The 17705-nt window shown below is 73.0% G+C and carries 13 protein-coding genes; 4 read left to right on the top strand and 9 right to left on the bottom strand.

The features are described 5' to 3' along the window. Positions 1-24: 24 nt before the first annotated feature. From AC0KTA_RS30645 to AC0KTA_RS30670, 6 genes are all read right to left on the bottom strand, one after another. On the bottom strand, positions 25-4098 hold the full coding sequence (locus AC0KTA_RS30645; RefSeq protein ID WP_481051446.1) for a lipopolysaccharide biosynthesis protein: 4074 nt from the start codon (positions 4096-4098) through the stop codon (positions 25-27). Next, on the bottom strand, positions 4091-4894 hold the full coding sequence (locus AC0KTA_RS30650; protein WP_481051447.1) for a polysaccharide deacetylase family protein: 804 nt from the start codon (positions 4892-4894) through the stop codon (positions 4091-4093). The genes AC0KTA_RS30645 and AC0KTA_RS30650 overlap by 8 nt, the downstream gene beginning before the upstream one ends. Then, positions 4891-5922 carry a glycosyltransferase family 2 protein gene (locus tag AC0KTA_RS30655; protein WP_481051448.1) on the bottom strand — a complete coding sequence of 344 codons (1032 nt, stop codon included), beginning with the start codon at positions 5920-5922 and terminating at the stop codon, positions 4891-4893. The genes AC0KTA_RS30650 and AC0KTA_RS30655 overlap by 4 nt, the downstream gene beginning before the upstream one ends. Further along, complete coding sequence (locus AC0KTA_RS30660; RefSeq protein WP_481051449.1) at positions 5919-6734, bottom strand: glycosyltransferase family 2 protein; 816 nt, start codon at positions 6732-6734, stop codon at positions 5919-5921. The genes AC0KTA_RS30655 and AC0KTA_RS30660 overlap by 4 nt, the downstream gene beginning before the upstream one ends. A gap of 442 nt (positions 6735-7176) precedes the next feature. Next, a complete protein-coding gene (locus tag AC0KTA_RS30665) occupies positions 7177-8280 on the bottom strand; it encodes a GNAT family N-acetyltransferase (protein ID WP_481051450.1) in 1104 nt (367 codons plus the stop codon). 4 nt (positions 8281-8284) lie between these two features. Then, positions 8285-8728 carry a hypothetical protein gene (locus AC0KTA_RS30670; protein WP_481051451.1) on the bottom strand — a complete coding sequence of 148 codons (444 nt, stop codon included), beginning with the start codon at positions 8726-8728 and terminating at the stop codon, positions 8285-8287. Between the two features lie 233 nt (positions 8729-8961). Between AC0KTA_RS30670 and AC0KTA_RS30675 the strand changes: the two genes are divergently transcribed. Next, positions 8962-9783: an SGNH/GDSL hydrolase family protein gene (locus tag AC0KTA_RS30675; protein WP_481051452.1), complete on the top strand. Its 822-nt coding sequence runs from the start codon at positions 8962-8964 to the stop codon at positions 9781-9783. A gap of 87 nt (positions 9784-9870) precedes the next feature. Here AC0KTA_RS30675 and AC0KTA_RS30680 read toward each other — a convergent pair whose 3' ends face one another. Beyond that, positions 9871-11514, bottom strand: coding sequence for a serine/threonine-protein kinase (locus tag AC0KTA_RS30680; RefSeq protein ID WP_481056624.1), 1644 nt, complete (start codon positions 11512-11514; stop codon positions 9871-9873). Between the two features lie 253 nt (positions 11515-11767). Between AC0KTA_RS30680 and sigK the strand changes: the two genes are divergently transcribed. From sigK to AC0KTA_RS30695, 3 genes are all read left to right on the top strand, one after another. Then, on the top strand, positions 11768-12310 hold the full coding sequence (gene sigK / locus AC0KTA_RS30685; protein ID WP_481051453.1) for an ECF RNA polymerase sigma factor SigK: 543 nt from the start codon (positions 11768-11770) through the stop codon (positions 12308-12310). Beyond that, on the top strand, positions 12307-13146 hold the full coding sequence (locus tag AC0KTA_RS30690) for an anti-sigma factor (RefSeq protein WP_481051454.1): 840 nt from the start codon (positions 12307-12309) through the stop codon (positions 13144-13146). The genes sigK and AC0KTA_RS30690 overlap by 4 nt, the downstream gene beginning before the upstream one ends. A 116-nt stretch (positions 13147-13262) precedes the next feature. After that, positions 13263-13535, top strand: a complete 273-nt coding sequence (locus tag AC0KTA_RS30695; protein ID WP_481051455.1) for a hypothetical protein — start codon at positions 13263-13265, stop codon at positions 13533-13535. A 207-nt stretch (positions 13536-13742) separates the two neighbouring features. Here AC0KTA_RS30695 and AC0KTA_RS30700 read toward each other — a convergent pair whose 3' ends face one another. Both AC0KTA_RS30700 and AC0KTA_RS30705 read right to left on the bottom strand, forming a co-directional pair. After that, the gene (locus AC0KTA_RS30700) at positions 13743-16535 is read right to left on the bottom strand and encodes a helix-turn-helix transcriptional regulator (RefSeq protein ID WP_481051456.1); all 2793 of its coding nucleotides are present in this window, start codon (positions 16533-16535) and stop codon (positions 13743-13745) included. Between the two features lie 255 nt (positions 16536-16790). Continuing rightward, a complete protein-coding gene (locus tag AC0KTA_RS30705; RefSeq protein ID WP_481056625.1) occupies positions 16791-17705 on the bottom strand; it encodes an NADP-dependent oxidoreductase in 915 nt (304 codons plus the stop codon).

Consider the following 17705-nt stretch of genomic DNA (forward strand, 5'->3'; position numbering starts at 1 on the left):
GGGGCCGCGCCGACGCCGCCGGGCCTACGCCATCGTCAGGAACCGCTGTATCAGCGACGCCACGAACACCGCGAGCAGCGGCAGCGAGAACCAGAAGCTGCTCTGCAGCCAGCGCTGCTGCCAGACGCTCGGCGCGGCCGCCACCCGCACGACCTCGCGCACCGCGAGGAGCACGATCAGCGCGAGCACCGCGAGGGCGCCCACCACCGTCCACGGCGTCCACGTCACCTTCGGCCCGGCAGGACCCGGGTTCGCCTTCGCGACCGGGCCGTCCGGCTGTGTGCGCAGGGCGTACAGCGTCGCGTCGGCGTTGGCGTAGACCTTCTTCAGCTCGGAGCGCCGGTCGAGGTTGTGGGTGAGGCGGGTGTCCCAGTTCTCCGGATAGCCGGTGTCCATCTGGAGATAGACGGTCTGGCTGCGGTTGATCATCAGGTACGAGTTCGGGCCCGCGTCCTTGAGCGCCTTCACCAGGCCGGACACCAGGACCGGGTCGGGCGGCGCGAGCGTGGGCACGTACTCGACCTTCTCGGCGTCCTGCTTGCCCCAGGGGATCGAGGGCGTCACGTTGTTGACGGTGTCGTTGCTCATCCACAGCAGCCGCGCGGTCGGGTCGTCGTGCGCGTACACGTACTCCATGGCGGCGACCTCGCCGGTCCTGACCCGCTCGAAGGGCTCGTTGCCCCAGCGCGCCACCAGGAAGCCGCCGATGAGGACAAGGCCCGCGAGCAGCGCGGCGAGGGGCGCGAGGCTCACCCGGTCGCGGTCGCGCTCCTTGGCGGTGACGCCGGTGCGCGGGAACAGCGCGAGCCCGGCGAGCAGGGCGGCGCCCGGCAGCGCGAACATGAAGACGCGCAGCGCCATCTCGCCGCCGTAGCTCTGCATGCCGAAGCCCAGGAACGGCACGAAGGTGAGGACGAGCAGCGACACCTCGCGGTACTTGTGCTCGCGCCGGCGCAGCCAGCCCCAGCAGGCGAGCGCCATGACCGAACCGGCAAGGGCCACGCGCACGTACAGCACGAGCTTGTGCGTCGAACTGCCGCCCTCGATCCGGCCGGAGACCGACGACGACACATTGCCGCCGACCCCGCCCACACCGCCGAACAGCTCGTCGAAGTGGCCCGACCAGTAGGGCTCCGCGAAGAAGCCCAGCCAGACGGCGACCAGGACCCCGCACAGCAGGGGCAGCCCGCGCAGTTCGCAGCGGCGCACCACGACCAGGACCGTCAGGACGCCGAGCATCACGAACGGCGTGAGCTGGTGCGCGGGCACCGTGCCCGCGAACAGGCCCATGAGCACGACGAGCAGCACGGCCTGCTGACGGCGGTTCGCCGGTTCCACCTCGGCCTCGCCCGGCCGCCGCTTCGTCCAGACCACGCGCGGCGCGCGGAACCACACGAGCAGGATCGCCACGAACACGATGTACAGCAGATACGTGAAGCCCTGCGGCGAGAAGTAGTCCTGGCCGACCCAGCCGCTCAGGACGAAGATCCACAGGCCCGCCCACTTGGCGCGCCAGCTCGCCCGCAGGGAGCGGGTGAGCAGCAGCATCGGGGCCAGGTAGAGGACCTGGATCGCCGTCGGCCACCAGCGGATGACCTCGGTCATGTCCGAGACGCCGCACGCCTTCGCGACGAACGCGGCGGCGGCGAAGAAGCCGGGCCAGCTCCAGCGCGCGTCCAGGTCGGGCACGGCCGTGCCGGTCCGGTCGATGTACTCGATGAAGCCCAGGTGCTGCCAGGCCGTCGCGAACCGCGGCTCGGTCTCGATGACGGCGGGCAGCGCGTGCAGGGACACGACGGTGGCGACCAGCGTCAGCAGGAGCAGCCATCGGTTCGGCCGCTCCAGCCACAGCAGCGACGCGAACACGACCACGAGGAGCGCGGCCCCGACAAGGGTCGGCAGCGGCAACACGGAGACAAGACCGAGCCCGCCCATCCGGTCCAGATCACCCTCGCCGAGCCCGAACGCCGGTACCCAGTACAGGCCGAGGGCCGCGACGAGCAGGGCGGTGAGGACGAGGGTCTTGCGGGGCGTCTTGTACGTGCGGGGGCGCGCCGCGGGGGCCGGGGGCGTGGTGGGCGGGGCGCCGGGCCCGGCCGGGGGAGCGGCGGCGGTTGGACCGGCCGCGGGATGCGTCACCCCCGCCGAACCGGAAGCTGTCGCCCCCGCTGAACCGGCGGCCGGGGCGGGTGACTTCGGGCCCGCGACCGGCGCGGCGGCAACCGGGGCCGGGGGCGACACGGTCGGCCAGGCTTCCTTCGCGGGCCGCTCTTCCTCGGTGTCCGCTACGCCCTCCACGGTGGGGCCATGCGCTTCAACAGAGGCGTTTCCTTCGCCGGGCTCCGCCTTCGTGGCGGACCCCGCCGCCTCGTCCACCCCGTCCGCCTCCGGCGCCACCGCGGCGGGCGCCCCGCCAGAAACCGCCGCCCAGGTCGGCCGGTGCCCCTGCATGTCGTCCTCCTTGCCCGCCCCCACGGGCCCGCGTGCCACCAGGCCCGGACGCACGTCCGGGCGGCGCTCCTGATGGTCCACGTCGATCAGGACCGCCAGCTGCAGTGTGTCGGAGTCGAGGGACTCGCGCAGCGCCCACGCGGGGCCGTGCCGGCGCTCCCCGCCCTGGGTGTCGCCCGGCCGCACGGCCTCCGTCCCGGCCGCGGGAGTGCGCGACGCGGGCACCTCCTTGGCGCCCAGGTCCGCGAGATCGCCGTCCGGTGCCGCACCTTCGGCGGGCGCGGACGTGCCGACGCGCGTGATCGCGTACAGCTTGGGCGCCGCGATCGTCACGATCACCGCGAGGCTGAAGACCTCCGCGACGCCCGCCCCGGTCAGCCCCATCCGCGGCAGCAGCACCAGCGTCAGGCCGAGCACGAGGACGCACAACAGGCCCTGCAGCCAGGCGAGACCGGACGTGCGGCTCTGCGCGCGCAGCACCGCGAAGTACGTCTCCATGACCACCCGCAGCGCCGCGCCCACCGCGAACCAGCGCAGCAGCGGAGTAGCCGCCTCCGAATAGCCCTGGCCGAACACCTGCAGGATGTACGGCGCGCCCAGGAAGAGGAACCCGCACACCGGAAGCATGATCCGCGTCATCCGGCGCAGCGCCGCGCGGGTGTTGGCGGCGAGCCGCGCCGGGTCGTGCGCGCCCTCGACGGTCAGCGACGCGCCCATGTTGATGGCGAGCAGGTTCGTGGTGCCGCCGATGGTCGTCGCGATGTAGAAGTACGCGTTGTCCTCGGAGCTGACCTGCGCGGCCACGATCACCGGAACGAGGTACACCACGGCGAGCGAACACAGCGAACCGGTGTAGTCGCCCGCGAGGAAGCGGCCCAGTTCGCGCAGCGACGGCGGCCGGGCCCTGCCCTCCGTGGCCCGCACATGGCGCGGCACGAGGCGGCGGAACACCAGCCAGCCCAGCGGCACCACCGAGCAGGCGATGGCGGCCACCCACGACACGAACACCCCGGCCGTGGGGATGGCCGCCGCCATCACGATCAGCAAGCCAAGTTTGACGATGGAGAACACCGTGTTGCCGACCGGCACCCACAGCGCGCTGCGCAGCCCCGTGAGCACCCCGTCCTGGAGCGTCAGGAGCGACCAGGCCACGACCGCGCCGACGAAGCCGATCCCGGCCAGCGGCCCGTGCAGGAAGCGGTACGAGGGCCCCCACAGGTCGAGCGTGAACAGGAAGATCAGTGCCGCGCAGGTGACGACGACCGAACTGCCCGCGTACGTATGGAAGATGAGCCTGCCCGTGTGGCGGCCCGCCACCGGGATGAAGCGGGCGAGCGCGCCCATGAGGGTGACGGCGGTGATGCCCGCGAGGAGCTTCATCGCCGCGATGGCCGCCGAACCCTGGCCGACCGCCGATTCCGAGTAGTACCGCGCGGCGGCCAGCCAGAACCCGAGGCCGAGCAGACCGGAGATGCCGGTGTTGAGCATGAGTGCGTAGGCATTGCGGAACAGCGGGCTGCCGCCGCCCTTCCCCGCCTTCGACAGCCGCATTCTTCGCGGCCTGCCGGACTTGCCGGACGACGGCGCGCCGCCCGTCCTTGCGTCGGTCCCAGTGACCTCTGCCTGTGCGGTGGTCGTGTCAGACACGGGCGCGAGCTGCCTTCCGGCGGGCCTGTCGGGCTCTGCGAACGATGGCGTATCCCTTGCTGAGCACCCGGTCCCTGGCGAAGGACCGGGTGAGGGAGCGGCCGAGGAGCAGCCGCTCGAACTCGCCGAGTCTCGTGCCGCGCCGCACCGTCACCCGGCGCAGCGCGTACGGCCCCTGGCGGCGCCGCGCCAGGCTGTTGCCCACGGCGAGCGACTGCGCGAAGCCGGCGACCCGGACCGCGCGCCGCACCCGGCGGCTGGAGTAGCCGTAGGGGTAGGCGAACGACGTCGGCGGCGTGCCCAGTTCGTCGGCGAGGATCTCCCGGCAGCGCACCAGCTCGAACCAGAGCGCGTCGTCGGGGAGTTGGTCGAGCTGCGGATGCGTATGGCTGTGTCCTCCGATCTCGGTGCCGACCGCGGCCAGTTCGCGCACCTGGTCCCAGCTGAGCATGGTGTCGAGGCCGCCGCCGGTGTCGTACTTCCCGACCAGCCAGCCCGTCGCGACGAACAGCGTCGAGGCGAAGCCGTGCCGGGCGAGCGCCGGGAGGGCGTGCCGGTGCACGCCCTCATAGCCGTCGTCGAAGGTGATCAGGACGGGCCGGGTCGGCAGCGGGCGCCCGGGATGGCGCCAGTGCCAGGCGAGTTGGGCGGTGGTGAGCGGGGTGCAGCCGAGCGCGTGCACCACTTCCATCTGGTCCGCGAACGCCTCGGGCGAGACGGACAACTCGTGCGTGGCCTCATTCGGCAGCCGCGCGACCGAGTGGTACATCAGGATCGGTATGCCTCCCGTGCTCATGCCGCGGCCTCCTCGCCCCCGCCCTCGGCGTCCTCGGCGCCCTTCGTCCCGGACGCGGCGCCGGTCACGTCCACGACGGAGAACGTCGCGCCCGACCGGCGCGCGCGGACGCTCCCGACGACGTACCCACCGGCGGCCGCCACCACGCCCGCCACGATCGCCCCCGCGCGGCCCGCGCCGCCGGGCCGGGCGAGCAGCGCGTCCCGCAGGCCGCGCCCGACCCCGGCGGGCAGCACCCGGGTGGTGTACCGCCGCTCGGACTCAAGTCCCTTGTCCGCGCCCACACTTCGGGACACGAGGGCTTTGGACACCCCCTCGGCGTACGCCCGGGTGCGGAAGTAGCCGAAGCGCTCCCGGGCACTCGGCACCCGGTGGTGGATGATCGCGCGGTCGTCCATGAGCAGCACCGCGTCCGGCCGGGCGCGGGTGAGGCGGATGCACAGCTCGGTCTCCTCGCAGCCCAGCGGGAGCTTGTCGCCGTCGCGGCCGATGCCGTTGGCGAAGCCGCCCGCGATCGCGAAGGCGGTGCGCCGGAAGGAGGCGTTGCCGCCCAGGACGTTGCGCACCGGCACCCGGCCCGTCGGATGGCCCCGGTACATGCAGCCGACGACCCAGTCGAACTCCTCGGGGAACCAGGCGGGTCTGCGGCCCGACGCCCAGGCGGGCAGCGTGCGGCCGCCGACGGCGAACACCCGCGGGTCGTCGTACCCCTCGGCGAAGCGGCGCAGCCAGTCGCGCTCGGCGACGGCGTCGTCGTCGAGGAAGGCGATGATCTCGCCGCTGGACTCGGCGATGCCGGTGTTGCGTCCCGCGGACAGGCCGCGGGGGCCCGCGTTCGCGAGCACCCGCACTCCCCGCGTCTCCTTGTACTCCTTGGCCAGGCGGTCCAGGAGCGGCCTGTTGTGGTCGACCACGAGCAGGGTCTCGTGGGCCGCGTGGGACTGCGTGCGCACCGAGGCGACCGCCGCGAGGATGTCCTCCCAGCGGTCCTCGGTGTACACGCAGACGACCACCGAAATGGAGATCAAGAAACCTCTCCCCGGTGCTGCGGCAGCGACGCGGTGCGTGAACTCTGCTGCTTCCTGCGCCTGTTGGAGCGCTCGGTGAGGATCACCTTGAGCACCCGGAGGCCGTCGCGCACGGCGCTGAGATTGCTCACGCCGTGGATGCGCAGATACTCGTGGCTCGGGATCTCCTGCACCTTGAGCCCGGCCTTGACGACCCGGATGTTCATCAGGGTCTCCACCTCGAAGCCGGTGCAGTCGAGCTCGATCTTGTCCAGGCAGTGCCGCCAGAAGGCGTTGTAGCCGTAGCACAGGTCCGTGTAGCGGGCCCCGAACTTGGCGTTGACGACGGAGCACAGGACGTGGTTGCCGAGCTTGCGGATGAAGGTCATGTCGTCGGTGCCGCCGCCGTTGGCGAAGCGGGAACCCTTGGCGAAGTCCGCGCCGGAGACGAGCGCGGAGACGTAGCTGACGATCTCGTGGCCGTCCGCGGAGCCGTCCGCGTCGACCATCACGATGATGTCGCCGGTGCAGGCCTCGAAGCCGGTGATGAGCGCGTCGCCCTTGCCCTTGCCGAGCTGGCGCACCACCTTCACGTCCGGCCACAGTTCACGGGCCACGGCGACCGTGTCGTCGGTGGAGTTTCCGTCCACCAGGACGACTTCATGGATCCATTCCGGCAGTGTCTTGAACACGTACGGAAGATTTTCTGCCTCGTTCATCGCGGGAATCACGATGCTCACCGGTGGCGCAATCGCCAGGTGCGAGGAAACCGGCCGGTATTCATGCTGGCTGGGAATGGCGGGCAAACCCACCTGACGCACTACTGAACTCACGAGTCTGTTCCCTCTCGTCCGGTGGACCGCCCGCCCCCGGGCGGTCCGGTTGTGGATCCGGTTCGAAAGGGGGGATTCTCACTGCGGGCATGACGGAATGGATCTCCGGGCATGCCGAGTGAGCTGGCATGACTGCGCGGCACGTGATCCGGCAGAAATTCGATCACCGGACACGGGCACCCCCCTACCGCGCCCCGCGCCGAACCACCGCGGCCTTGAGCCCTCCCCCAGGCCGACTGCCGATGGACCGATGCGGGTGGATGTACGACGGTATTGATGCTTGCGACCGTATGGCAAGACCTGGAACGGGGTCTCACGTTTTCGGATATTTGACCGTTCTCTTCGGACACCCCGAGAGTGTCCGATTCCCTGATCCGTTGGCGTTCCTTGCCGTTCCTTTGGTGTTCTCCGGCGCCGTTCCTTGGCGCTTCCTGTGCGCTTCTTACTCGTTTTTGCGCCCGTATCGGATCTTTCCCAGGCGCTTGAGCAGGCGATCTGCAGGACCGAACAATTCCGGTCGGCCTACGACGGTGTTGCGCAACGCCCGGACCGGAGCCCGGTGCGCACGATGGCCGAGAGCCATCGGGTGGCGCGACGCCACCCACCCCTCGGACACGGTGAGTTCGCGTGTCTTCAGGGAGTCCTTGTACCGCTTCTGGCCACGCCCGAGGTCGAGGTGCGCGATCCCCTCGGCGGCACCCTCCTCGGCCATGCGCAGGTGCAGCAGCAGCCCCGGAGAGTAGCGCGCGAAGTCCGGGTCGTACGCCGGGAACCAGCTCACGAGCACGCGCTCGCTGCGCAGGCCGAAGTGCGCGGCGACCGGCGCGCCCCCGGCGTACAGCACGGAGAGCACGCCCGCGAAGGTGTCGCCGCGGGTGTGGAAGAGCTGGTCCACGAGCCGGGTGATCCAGTCGTGCGCGAAGCGGTCGCTGCGGCCGGTCCTGCGGTACTGCGCGGACTTCCAGCCCATCAGCGTGCGCAGCGCCTCGGGGTCGCGCTCGTCGTGCACGTAGCGGATGTCGCCGTGGTCGCGGGTCAGGCGGCGGCCCTTGGCGAGGGTGGAGCGGAGGAACTTGGGGGAGCGGGCGCGGAGTTGGCCGAGGTAGGCCTCGTACCCCTGCTCGAGATCCATGACCGGGGACGGGAAGAAGCCGGACGCGCCGGTCTCGAAGGGGCCCTGGCCGGCCGCGAGATGGTCGAACTCCCACAGCACGAGCCCGCAGTCGCGGAGGAACCGGCGCGCGTCCCAGGTGAAGCCGGGGCGGTGCACCACGCCCTGGCAGTCGGAGACGCCGAGGCCGACGGCCCGGCCTATGCCGGATCTGGATCTCTGGAACGCGAAGTACGCGGCGGGCTCGCCTGCCTCGCGGGCGACGGCCACCCGCACGTTCCTGCGCACCCGCGCCATGGCGAGCGTGAACTCCGGTGAGAGGAACGGGTTGGAGAGGTCGGGCGAGCCGTTCAGATGGGCCTTGGACTGCATGGCGGTCCACGCCACCCGGTCGGCGCCGGTGAGTTCGCCGGGGCGGTGCACGGTGATCTCCACGTCATCAAGTCCGTCTACTCGGGGCGCGGTGACGCAGTCGCCGCGCCAGTGCCGACAGGAAGACGAGCACGCTGACGCCGCCGACCGCCGCGACACCGCCGCGGACCGACCACACGTGCAGGGCCAGCATGGCCTGGGCGACCAGCAGATCGAGCACGAGCGCCCCGCCGGCGCAGGCGACGGCCCGGCTCCACCCGTCGAGCCCGCGCAGCCAGTGGGAGAGCGCGAAGCCGGGGGCGGCGAGGAGGAAGAAGAGCACGAAGGGGGCGCGCAGCGGCGAGGTGAGGTCGAGCAGCGCGAAGGCCGCCCCCACGCACCCGGCGGCCACGGCCGCGCCCGCGAGCAGCGGTGTGAGGTCCGCGGGCGCGAAGGCGCGCGGGCCGTTGTCGGGGTCCTGCTCGGGCCGTTCAGCCCCGGACGACGCCGACTTGGTGCTGATGGTCTGCATGGGCGACTTTGCCCCCCGAAGCGCCGGATGCCGGGCTTCAATGTGGCCCAGTCCGCGGCAATCGTCAAGATGCGGAGGGTCTGTGGAGATGTTCGTTGTCGGACTGTCGTCCGATCGGTGAACTGTCCGGGTGGGCAAGGGAATTACTGAAGAATTGATTGACATGCACACTATCGACGACGTGTGTTGCGTGCTACCACTGTCGAGGCAGAAATCCTGCTAAGGGAGGTTCCATGAGATTGTCCCGTTTCACGGCATACGCTTCCTCGCTCCTCCTCGCCGCCGCCTGCACCCTCACCGGGGTCACGGCGGCGCATGCGGATTCCGGCAACGACCAGGCCGCGGCTCCCGCTTACGTGGCGCTCGGCGACTCCTACTCCTCCGGCGTCGGCGCCGGCAACTACGACGGCGGCAGCGGCGACTGCAAGCGCAGCACCCGCGCCTACCCGGCCCTGTGGGCGGCCGCGAACTCGCCCGCCAGCTTCAGCTTCACGGCGTGTTCCGGCGCTCGAACGGGTGACGTGGTCGCGAACCAGCTCGGGCCCCTGAACTCCGGCACCGGACTGGTGTCCGTCTCCGTCGGCGGAAACGACGCGGGCTTCGCCGACGTCATGACGACCTGCGTCCTGCAGTCCGAGTCGAGCTGTGTCGCACGCGTCAACCAGGCCAAGGGGTACGTCGATTCGACGCTGCCCGGCCAGCTCGACAAGGTGTACTCGGCGATCAAGGGCAAGGCGCCGTCCGCCCGCGTGGTGGTGCTCGGCTATCCCCGCTTCTACAAGCTCAACGGCAACTGCCTGGCCGGCCTGACCGAGGGCGAGCGCCGCGCGATCAACGGCGCCGCCGACCACCTCAACACCGCCACCGCCAAGCGCGCGGCCGACCACGGCTTCACCTTCGGCGACGTCACGACCACGTTCGCCGGGCACGAGATCTGCTCCGGCGACTCGTGGCTGCACAGTGTCAACTGGGGCAACATCGGCGAGTCGTACCACCCGACCGCCGCGGGACAGTCCGGCGGCTACCTCCCCGTGTTCCGCGGGGCCGTCTCCTGACGACCGCGGGGTCGCCTGACGACGGGGTCGCCTGCTTTACGACGCGGGCGACGGGTCAGGGCGCGTAGGTCTCAGGGCGCCTAGGCCTCAGGGCGCGTAGGTCGAGGAGGAGCTCCCGCCGGTCGTGGGCGGGGGCTCCTCTTCGCACGTCACGGAGTAACCGACCGCGTCCGACGTGATGTTGGCGGGCCTGCGGACCTCGACGTGGATGCTGTTGCGGTGCGTGCCCGGCTCCGTCCAGGACGGCACCTCGACATGGTTGACCTGCTTGGTCTTCCCGCCGCCCGACGGGAACGACAGCGTCTTCCAGTCGGGGTCGCTCGACGTGCCCTCGGCGGTGACCCAGCGGTACCGCACGTCCACCGGCACGCGTCCCACCGTGAAGGTCGCCGTGAACGACGGCGCCCGGTCGGGCAGCGGCGGGCACGGGCCGGTGTACGAGGCGCGGTGGGCGGCGACGGAGACGCGCACGTACTGCACGGGCGTCGTCGTGCCGCCGCCGTTCCCGCCCCCGTTGGTCGAACCGCCGTTGCCCCCACCGCCGTTGTCGCCGCCGTTGCCGGATCCGCCGTTGCCGCCGCCGCTGTCGCCGGATCCGCCGTCGCTGCCGCCGCCCCCCTTGGACCCGCCGTCGCCGCCGCTCCCGCCGTTCGAACCGCTGCCGCCGCCTCCGCCGGCGTCGTCCCCGGTGCCGCTCCCGCTGCTGCTGCCTCCGTCGCCCGAGTCGTCGTTCACCAGGGCGTACGTGATGCCGCCGATGGCCAGGGCCAGGGCGGCGAGGCCCGCCACCAGGACGGCGCTCGCACGGCGCGAGCGGGCCGTGGGCGTGCTGGTCGTGGTGGTGCCGGGCAGGGGGGTGCCGCCGGTCGGCGCGCCCGCGGCGAAACCTGCGGGCGGCGGGGGCGGGGTTGTGGGGTCGGGCCGCGAGGAGGAGGTGATGGTCGGCTGGTTCAGGAACGACGGTTCCGTACGCGGCGGTTGGCCCTCCGCGACCAGCCGCAGATCGCGCTCCGTGTCCGCGGCGAGCGAGCGCTCCGCGGGGTCCTTGCGGAGCAGCCCCGCGATGACCGGCGTCAGCGGCCCCGCGTTGCGCGGCGGCGGCAGTTCCTCGTCGACGACGGCGCGCAGCGTGCTCAGCGGCGTGTCCTGCCGGAACGGCGAGACGCCCTCCACGGCCGCGTACAGCAGCACGCCCAGCGACCAGAGGTCCGACTCCGGTCCCGGCCTGCGCCCCAACGCCCGCTCCGGAGCGAGGAATTCGGGCGACCCGACGACCTCTCCGGTCATGGTGAGCGCCGAACTGCCCTCCACCATCGCGATCCCGAAGTCGGTGAGGACCACCCGGCCGTCGTTGGACAGCAGGACGTTGCCGGGCTTGACGTCGCGGTGCAGCACGCCCGCGCCGTGGGCGGCGCGCAGGGCGCCCAGGACCTCGGCGCCGATGTGCGCGGCGCGCTGCGGCGGCATCGGCCCCTCGGACTCCAGGACGTCCGACAGGGCCAGGCCGCGCACCAGCTCCATCACGATCCAGGGCCGGCCCTCCTCCATGGCGACGTCGTACACCGTCACGACATTGCGGTGCGGGATGCGGGCGGCGGCCCAGGCCTCACGCTCCAGGCGGGCGTAGAGCCGGTCGACGTCGCTCGCCGGGAGGCCGGCGGGCGCGCGGACCTCCTTCACGGCCACCTCGCGGCCCAGGACGTCGTCACGGGCCCGCCACACGGTGCCCATGCCGCCCTCGCCGAGCGGAGCAAGGAGGCGGTAGCGCCCCGCGATCACTCGTGCTTCGTCGGTCACGAGCCCCCCATTCGCAGGCGTGCGATTCTCCACAAAAGTAGCTCAACCGAGCGCGGTTGCGGCCCCCTTGAACACCAATCCCGGTCCGGGGTCTCGCACCGGATCCCCGGCACGTCCAGAATTGGGCGCCCGGGGGCGGGGGAGTGGGGGAGTGGGGTGAGAGGCACGAGAAGGGGGGCCCGAAGAAATGGACGCGGACGAGCTGCTGCCGTTGGTGGCCCGCGGTGACCAGAAGGCGTTCGAGGAGCTGTACGGACTGGTGTCCGGGCCGGTGTACGGACTCGTGCGCAGAGTCCTGCGCGACCGCGCCCAGTCGGAGGAGGTCGCCCAGGAGGTCCTCCTCGAACTGTGGCGCACCGCCGCCCGCTTCGACCCGGCGCGCGGCACCGCCCAGGCCTGGATCCTCACGCTCGCCCACCGCAGAGCCGTCGACCGGGTGCGCAGCGCCCGCGCCGCCGGCGAACGGGAGCGGCGCGCGGCCGAGCGCGCCGAGCCGCCGGCCTTCGACCAGGTCGCCGAGGAGGTCGAGGGCAGCCTGGAGCGCGAATGGGTGCGCCGCTGCCTGGAGCGCCTCACCGAACTCCAGCACCAGGCCGTGACGCTCGCCTACTACGACGGCTACACCTACCGCGAGGTGGCCCGGCGCCTCTCGCTGCCCCTCGGCACCGTCAAGACCCGCATGCGGGACGGACTGCTGCGGCTGCGGGACTGTCTGGGCGCCGCCACATGAGACAGCCGGGCACCGGCCTGTTCGCCCGCATCCGGCTGCACGCGGGCGGCCTGCGCGTCGGCCGCACCCTGCACTCCCTTGCCGTGCCGTACGCCCTCGACGCCCTCGACCCGCACGAGACGCGGCGCTTCGAGCGGCACCTGGAGACCTGCCCGCGCTGCACCGACGAGGTCCGCGCGCTCGCCGCCGACACCGTGCGCCTGGCACGCGCCGCCTCCGTACCGGCGCCGCCGGACCTGCGGGAGCGGATCCTGACGGCCGTACGCGCCACCGAGCAGGAGGCGCCGGAGCCCGTGCCGGAGGCGGGCGCGCGGCCGCGGGCCGGGGCGCGGGACGGCCGGGACGCCCCGGCACGCGGCCGCGCCCCCGTTCTCGTCGCGCTCGCCGCGTCCGCCGCCGTGCTCGCCCTCGTCGCGGCCGGAATCCTCGCCTTCGCCCTGGTCCGTACCGAAGACCGGCTCGACGAGGAGCGGGCCGCCGCACGTGAGATCGCCCACGTCCTGACCGCACCGGACGCCCGCGCCGCCGACGCTCGGGACGCGCGCGGGCGCGGTCTCGGCGTCGTCGCCTCGCGCTCCCGGCGACAGGCCGTGGTGACCGTCACCGGCCTCGACGGGCCGCCCGGCGGCCGGGCGCACCAGCTCTGGGCGATGCGCGCCGGGGCGGCACCCCGCTCGCTCGGCCTTCTCGACGGCGAAACGCCGATCATTGCAGACGGCCTCGACGCGCGTGCCACATCACTCGCTGTCACCGTCGAGCCCGCCGGCGGCTCGGCCCGGCCCACGACCACGCCGGTTGTCCAACTCACCCTGGAATCAGTCGGATTCGGAGAGTAATCGTCAACCTCCTTGCGGGGAAGGTGAATCCTGCGACCGGGATACACGGGTGTCCTGGTGGGGCGATAGGGTTAACCTGCCCTGGGCCGGGTGCCCTCGTACGGGTGGGGAGTGACATGGAACAGATAACAGTGCGCAGCAGGGCGAGGGTCCCTGCGATCACTTGTGGGAGCGGCGCGAGCAGTTCGCGTCTCGACCGTCATCTCTCGGTGCTGGGCGGCCCCGCCGTCCCGCAGCGCGAGTCGGCCGAGGCGACACTGCTGATGCGTGAGCTCACCTCGCGTGGTGCCGCGCACGACCGCGGCAGCGGCAGGCGTGCCCGGGTACGCCGGGTCTCGCTGTTCGCACCGCTGCGCAGGTTGCGCCGCTCGCTCTTCGGCAGTCACTGACCGGGCGCGGGCGCCCCTCGCCTCGGCCTGTGGCGTCCGTCGCACGGCGGCTTTCTCCCGCCACACGGCGGTTTTTTCCGCCCCCGCCCTCCCGGGGCAGGGGCCACCCCCTTCACTTCCCGGGCGGCATCCGCCCGTCCTCTTCCGGCTCTTCCTGCAGCGGGCCCCTCTCCCGGCCACCCCGCCCCGCCCACCGGTGACTCCCCGCTAGCCGCTCGCGTGCTCCGCCTCGGCCTGGAGGCCCAGGCGCGCCAGGTCGCCGCGGGACGACACACCCAGCTTCGGATACGCGTTGTACAGGTGGTAACCGACCGTACGGGGCGACAGGAAGAGCTGAGCCCCGATGTCCCGGTTGGTCAGCCCCGCGGCGGCGAGACGCACCACCTGCCGCTCCTGCGGGGTGAGACGGTCGAGCGCGAGACCCCCCGAGTTCCGCCGGGTACGGCTCTCGCCCGTGGCGCGCAGCTCGGCGCGGGCCCGCTCCGCCCACGGCGGCGCCTCGTGCACCTCGAACGCCTCCAGGGCCGCCCGCAGCGGCGCCCGTGCCTCGCTCCTGCGGCCCGCCCGGCGCAGCCACTGGCCGTACAGCAGCCGCGTGCGTGCCCGCTCGAAGGGTCGGCCGTCGTCGACGTGCAGCCGCAGGGCCTCCTCGTACGCCGCCTGCACGGCCTCGGCGCCGGTCGCCGCCGACTCCGCACCGGTCGCCGCCGACTCCGCGAGCAGCGCGCGGCAGCGGGCCGCGATCGCGCGGGCCCAGGGCGCGCCCGTATGCCCGGCCCACAGGGCGTACTGGCCGGCCAACTCCCGTACCGCGTCGGCGTTTCCGGTGCGGACGGCGGCCTCGACGTGGTCGGGGACGCTGTACAGGGCGACGGTCGTGTGCGCGGCCGGGCCCGTGGCCAGGTCCTGGTAGCCGCGCAGCGCCGCCTCGTGGCGGCCGAGGCCCAGGTCGAGCAGGGGCTGGGCGACCGCGCTCCACACCCGGCCCGGTGGGGCCTGCCCGGAGCCGATCGCGCCCGCCAGCTCCTTGACGCGGGCCTCGTCGCCCGCCAGCGCCGCCAGGTAGGCGAGGATGCCGGTCAACTGGGCGGCGTAGTGGCGCTGCCCGCTGTCCTCGGCGATCCGCACGCCCTCGGCCGCCCCGGCGAGCGCGCAGCCGTGCCGCCCGAGCAGGATGCGGGCGCGGGCGCGCAGCAGCAGGACCAGCGGCAGCGGGCCGATCGCGCCCTGCTCGCGGCACTCGCGCTCCAGCTCGGCGGCGAGCGCGACGCCGTTCTCCAGATCGCCGAGCGGCGCGAACCACGCCGCGATGGAGGCACGCTCCCGCAGGCCGAGCCCATGGTCTTCGGTACGCAGATACGTGAACAGCTCCCGCAGCGGCGGCAGCGCCCGGCCCGGGTCGCCCGCCGCGAGCCGGGCGAGGCCCTCTACGGCGGGCAGATACGGGGGAGAGCCGGGCGGCGTCCCGATTCCGAGTGCCGTGACGCGGCCGGTCACGTCCTCGACGGACGGGTGGTGCCCGGCCACCCAGGCCGCCGTCATCGCCTCGTACAGCAGCAGCGCCGCCGTGTCCGGGGCCCGCTCCGCGATCGTCGACGCCGTGTCCACAAGCACCTTGTGGGCCGCGTCGAACTCGTCCCGCTCGCGCGCCACACCCGCGCGGACGCGGGCGAGCCGCGCCAGCAGCGCCGGGTCGGTCAGGTGCGGGGCGGCACGCAGGGCGAGGCCGGCCGCGTGCTCGCTCTGGCCCGCGTCCGCCGCGGCCACCGCCGCGAGCGCGAGCCGCCGGGCGCGCTCGGTGCCGTCCGGGGTGAGCTGGGCGGCCCGTTCGCGGGCGGCGGCCTCGGCCGCATACCCGCCGCGGGCGCGGGCGTGCCGTGCGGTCTCCTCCAGGGCGGCGGCCACGTACTCGTCCGGCGCCGTACTGGCCGCCGCGAGCTGCCAGGCGCGGCGGTCGGTGCCGCCCACGCGCGGCAGTGCGTCCGCGAGCGCGCGGTGCGCGGCGACGCGGGCGGCGAGCGGGGCCGACTGGTAGGCCGCGGCACGGATCAGCGGGTGCCGGAACGTGAGCTTCCCCGCCTCCAGGCTCAACAGCTGCCTGCGTTCCGCCGGTTCGAGGTCGGCCACGGTCGCCCCCAGCGCGCCCGCCGCGGCCGTCGTCACCTCCAGGTCCCCGGTGCCCTCCGCCGCCGCCACGAGGAGGAGCGTGCGGGTCGCCTCCGGCAGAGCGGCGATGCGGTCGGTGAACGTCCGTTGGACGTGGGAGTGGCCGGGCGGCGGCACGTACGGGCCGCCGTGCGTCGCGAGGTGGCCCTCGCGCTGGGCCGCGGGCAGCTCGCGCAGAGCCAGGGGGTTGCCGCGTGACTCGGTGAGGATCTGACGGCGTACGTACGGGGGCAGGTCACCGGCGTGTTCGGTGAGGAGGTCGGCGGCGGCCACGTCGTCGATGCCGGTGACGCGCAGCTCCGGCAGGCCGGGGGCCGGGAACCGGGGCGCGTGCGGCTCGCGGACCGCGAACAGCAGGACCACCCGCTCGGCGGCGAGGCGGCGGGCCGCGAAGAGCAGGGTCTGGGCGGAGGCGTGGTCCAGCCAGTGGGCGTCGTCGAGGACGCACAGGAGGGGGGCCTGCTCGGCGAGTTCGGCCAGGAGGGTCAGGACGGCGAGGCCGGTGAGGAACGGGTCGGTGTCCCCGCCCTCCGCCAGGCCGAGGGCCGCGCGGAGGGCCCTCGCCTGAGGGGCGGGGAGGTGCGTGATTCTGTCCGTCTCGCGGTGCAGGAGCAGGTGCAGGGCCGCGAAGGGTAGTTCGCTCTCCGCCTCCATGCCGGTCGCGGAGAGCACCTTGAAGCGGTGGGCCTCCGCGGTTCTCTTTGTCTCCTTGAGGAGGGTCGACTTGCCTATGCCTGCCTCGCCGCGGAGCACCAAGGCGGTGCTGTGGCCCTGCCGGGCTTGGCTTAGGAGGGCTTCCAGCTGGGATCGTTCTTTTGTGCGGCCTTGGAGCATGGTTTTTTGAGCCGCCGCTTCGCGGCGGATATTCCCCACCCTCCCCCAAGCTCTTAAAGAGCAGGGGGGGACCCCCTTCCCGTTTACTCGAACATCCCGGTGGACGTCCGGCAAGGCGCCTGCCCCCGGCCCGCCCCTCCGGCTGCACCGGCTTCCCGATCCGGGTCTCGCCGTCGGCGTCTGCCGGTTTGTGGGGTTCACGTTTTGCCTGGTTTGAGCGGTCTTTGCGGGCGCTCGCGTGCGTGCCTCCCGGCCCTACTCCGGCACCGTGAGGATCACCTTTCCCCTCCCGTGGCCCGACTCGATCTCTCGGTGGGCGGATGCTGCCTCGGGCAGTGGGAACGTGGCGCGGACGTGGACCCGCAGCAGGCCCTTGGCGTACAGAGCGGTGACCTCGGTGAGGCGTTGGGTGGTGCGGGTGCCGCGGAGGAGGGGGAGGCCCAGGCGCTCCGCCTCCTCGTCGTCGACCATCGACCGCACGCGGGAGCGGTCCTTCGCCACCGCGACCGACGCGCGCAGCGCCTCCGCGCCCGCGGCGTCGAGGGCCGCGTCCACGCCGTCGGGGGCGATCGCCCGGACCCGCTCCGCCAGGCCCTCGCCGTACGCCACCGGGATCGCGCCGAGCGCCCGCAGGTGGTCGTGGTTGCGCGGGCTCGCCGTGCCGATGACGGTCGTGGCGCCCCACACCCTGGCGAGCTGCACGGACAGCGTGCCGAGGCCGCCCGCCGCGCCGTTGATGAGGACCGTGTCGCCGGGCCCCACGCGCAGCGCGCCCAGCGCCATGTGCGCGCCCTGCGCGTTGCCGGAGAAGCCGCCCGCCACGGTGAAGTCCATGGCGTCCGGCTTGGCGACGAGCTGATCGGCGCCGACGACGACGTACTCGGCGTACGCGTCGAGCAGCGAGAACCCGAGGACGCCCTGGCCGGGTGCGAACGCCGTGACCTCGGCGCCCACCGCGTCCACCGTGCCCGCGAACTCGTTGCCCGGCACGATCGGGAACTCCGTCCCCGGCGGCCGCATCAGCCCCTTGCGGATGCCGATGTCGAACGGCATCACCCCCGCTGCGCGGACCCGCACCCGCACCTGCCCGGGGCCGGGCTCCGGGACGTCGAGCTCCACCGGGCGCAGCACGTCGGCGGCGCCGTACTCCTTCAGGGCCATCGCACGCAT

The sequence above is a fragment of the Streptomyces sp. Y309 genome (assembly GCF_056712025.1).

Coding starts and splice junctions, on each gene's coding strand:
- AC0KTA_RS30650 (WP_481051447.1), bottom strand. CDS start 4,894: ATGAGCACGGGAGGCATACCGATCCTGATGTACCACTCGGTCGCGCGG.
- AC0KTA_RS30670 (WP_481051451.1), bottom strand. CDS start 8,728: ATGCAGACCATCAGCACCAAGTCGGCGTCGTCCGGGGCTGAACGGCCC.
- AC0KTA_RS30675 (WP_481051452.1), top strand. CDS start 8,962: ATGAGATTGTCCCGTTTCACGGCATACGCTTCCTCGCTCCTCCTCGCC.
- AC0KTA_RS30680 (WP_481056624.1), bottom strand. CDS start 11,514: ATGGGCACCGTGTGGCGGGCCCGTGACGACGTCCTGGGCCGCGAGGTG.
- sigK (WP_481051453.1), top strand. CDS start 11,768: ATGGACGCGGACGAGCTGCTGCCGTTGGTGGCCCGCGGTGACCAGAAG.
- AC0KTA_RS30690 (WP_481051454.1), top strand. CDS start 12,307: ATGAGACAGCCGGGCACCGGCCTGTTCGCCCGCATCCGGCTGCACGCG.
- AC0KTA_RS30695 (WP_481051455.1), top strand. CDS start 13,263: ATGGAACAGATAACAGTGCGCAGCAGGGCGAGGGTCCCTGCGATCACT.
- AC0KTA_RS30700 (WP_481051456.1), bottom strand. CDS start 16,535: ATGCTCCAAGGCCGCACAAAAGAACGATCCCAGCTGGAAGCCCTCCTA.
- AC0KTA_RS30705 (WP_481056625.1), bottom strand. CDS start 17,705: ATGCGTGCGATGGCCCTGAAGGAGTACGGCGCCGCCGACGTGCTGCGC.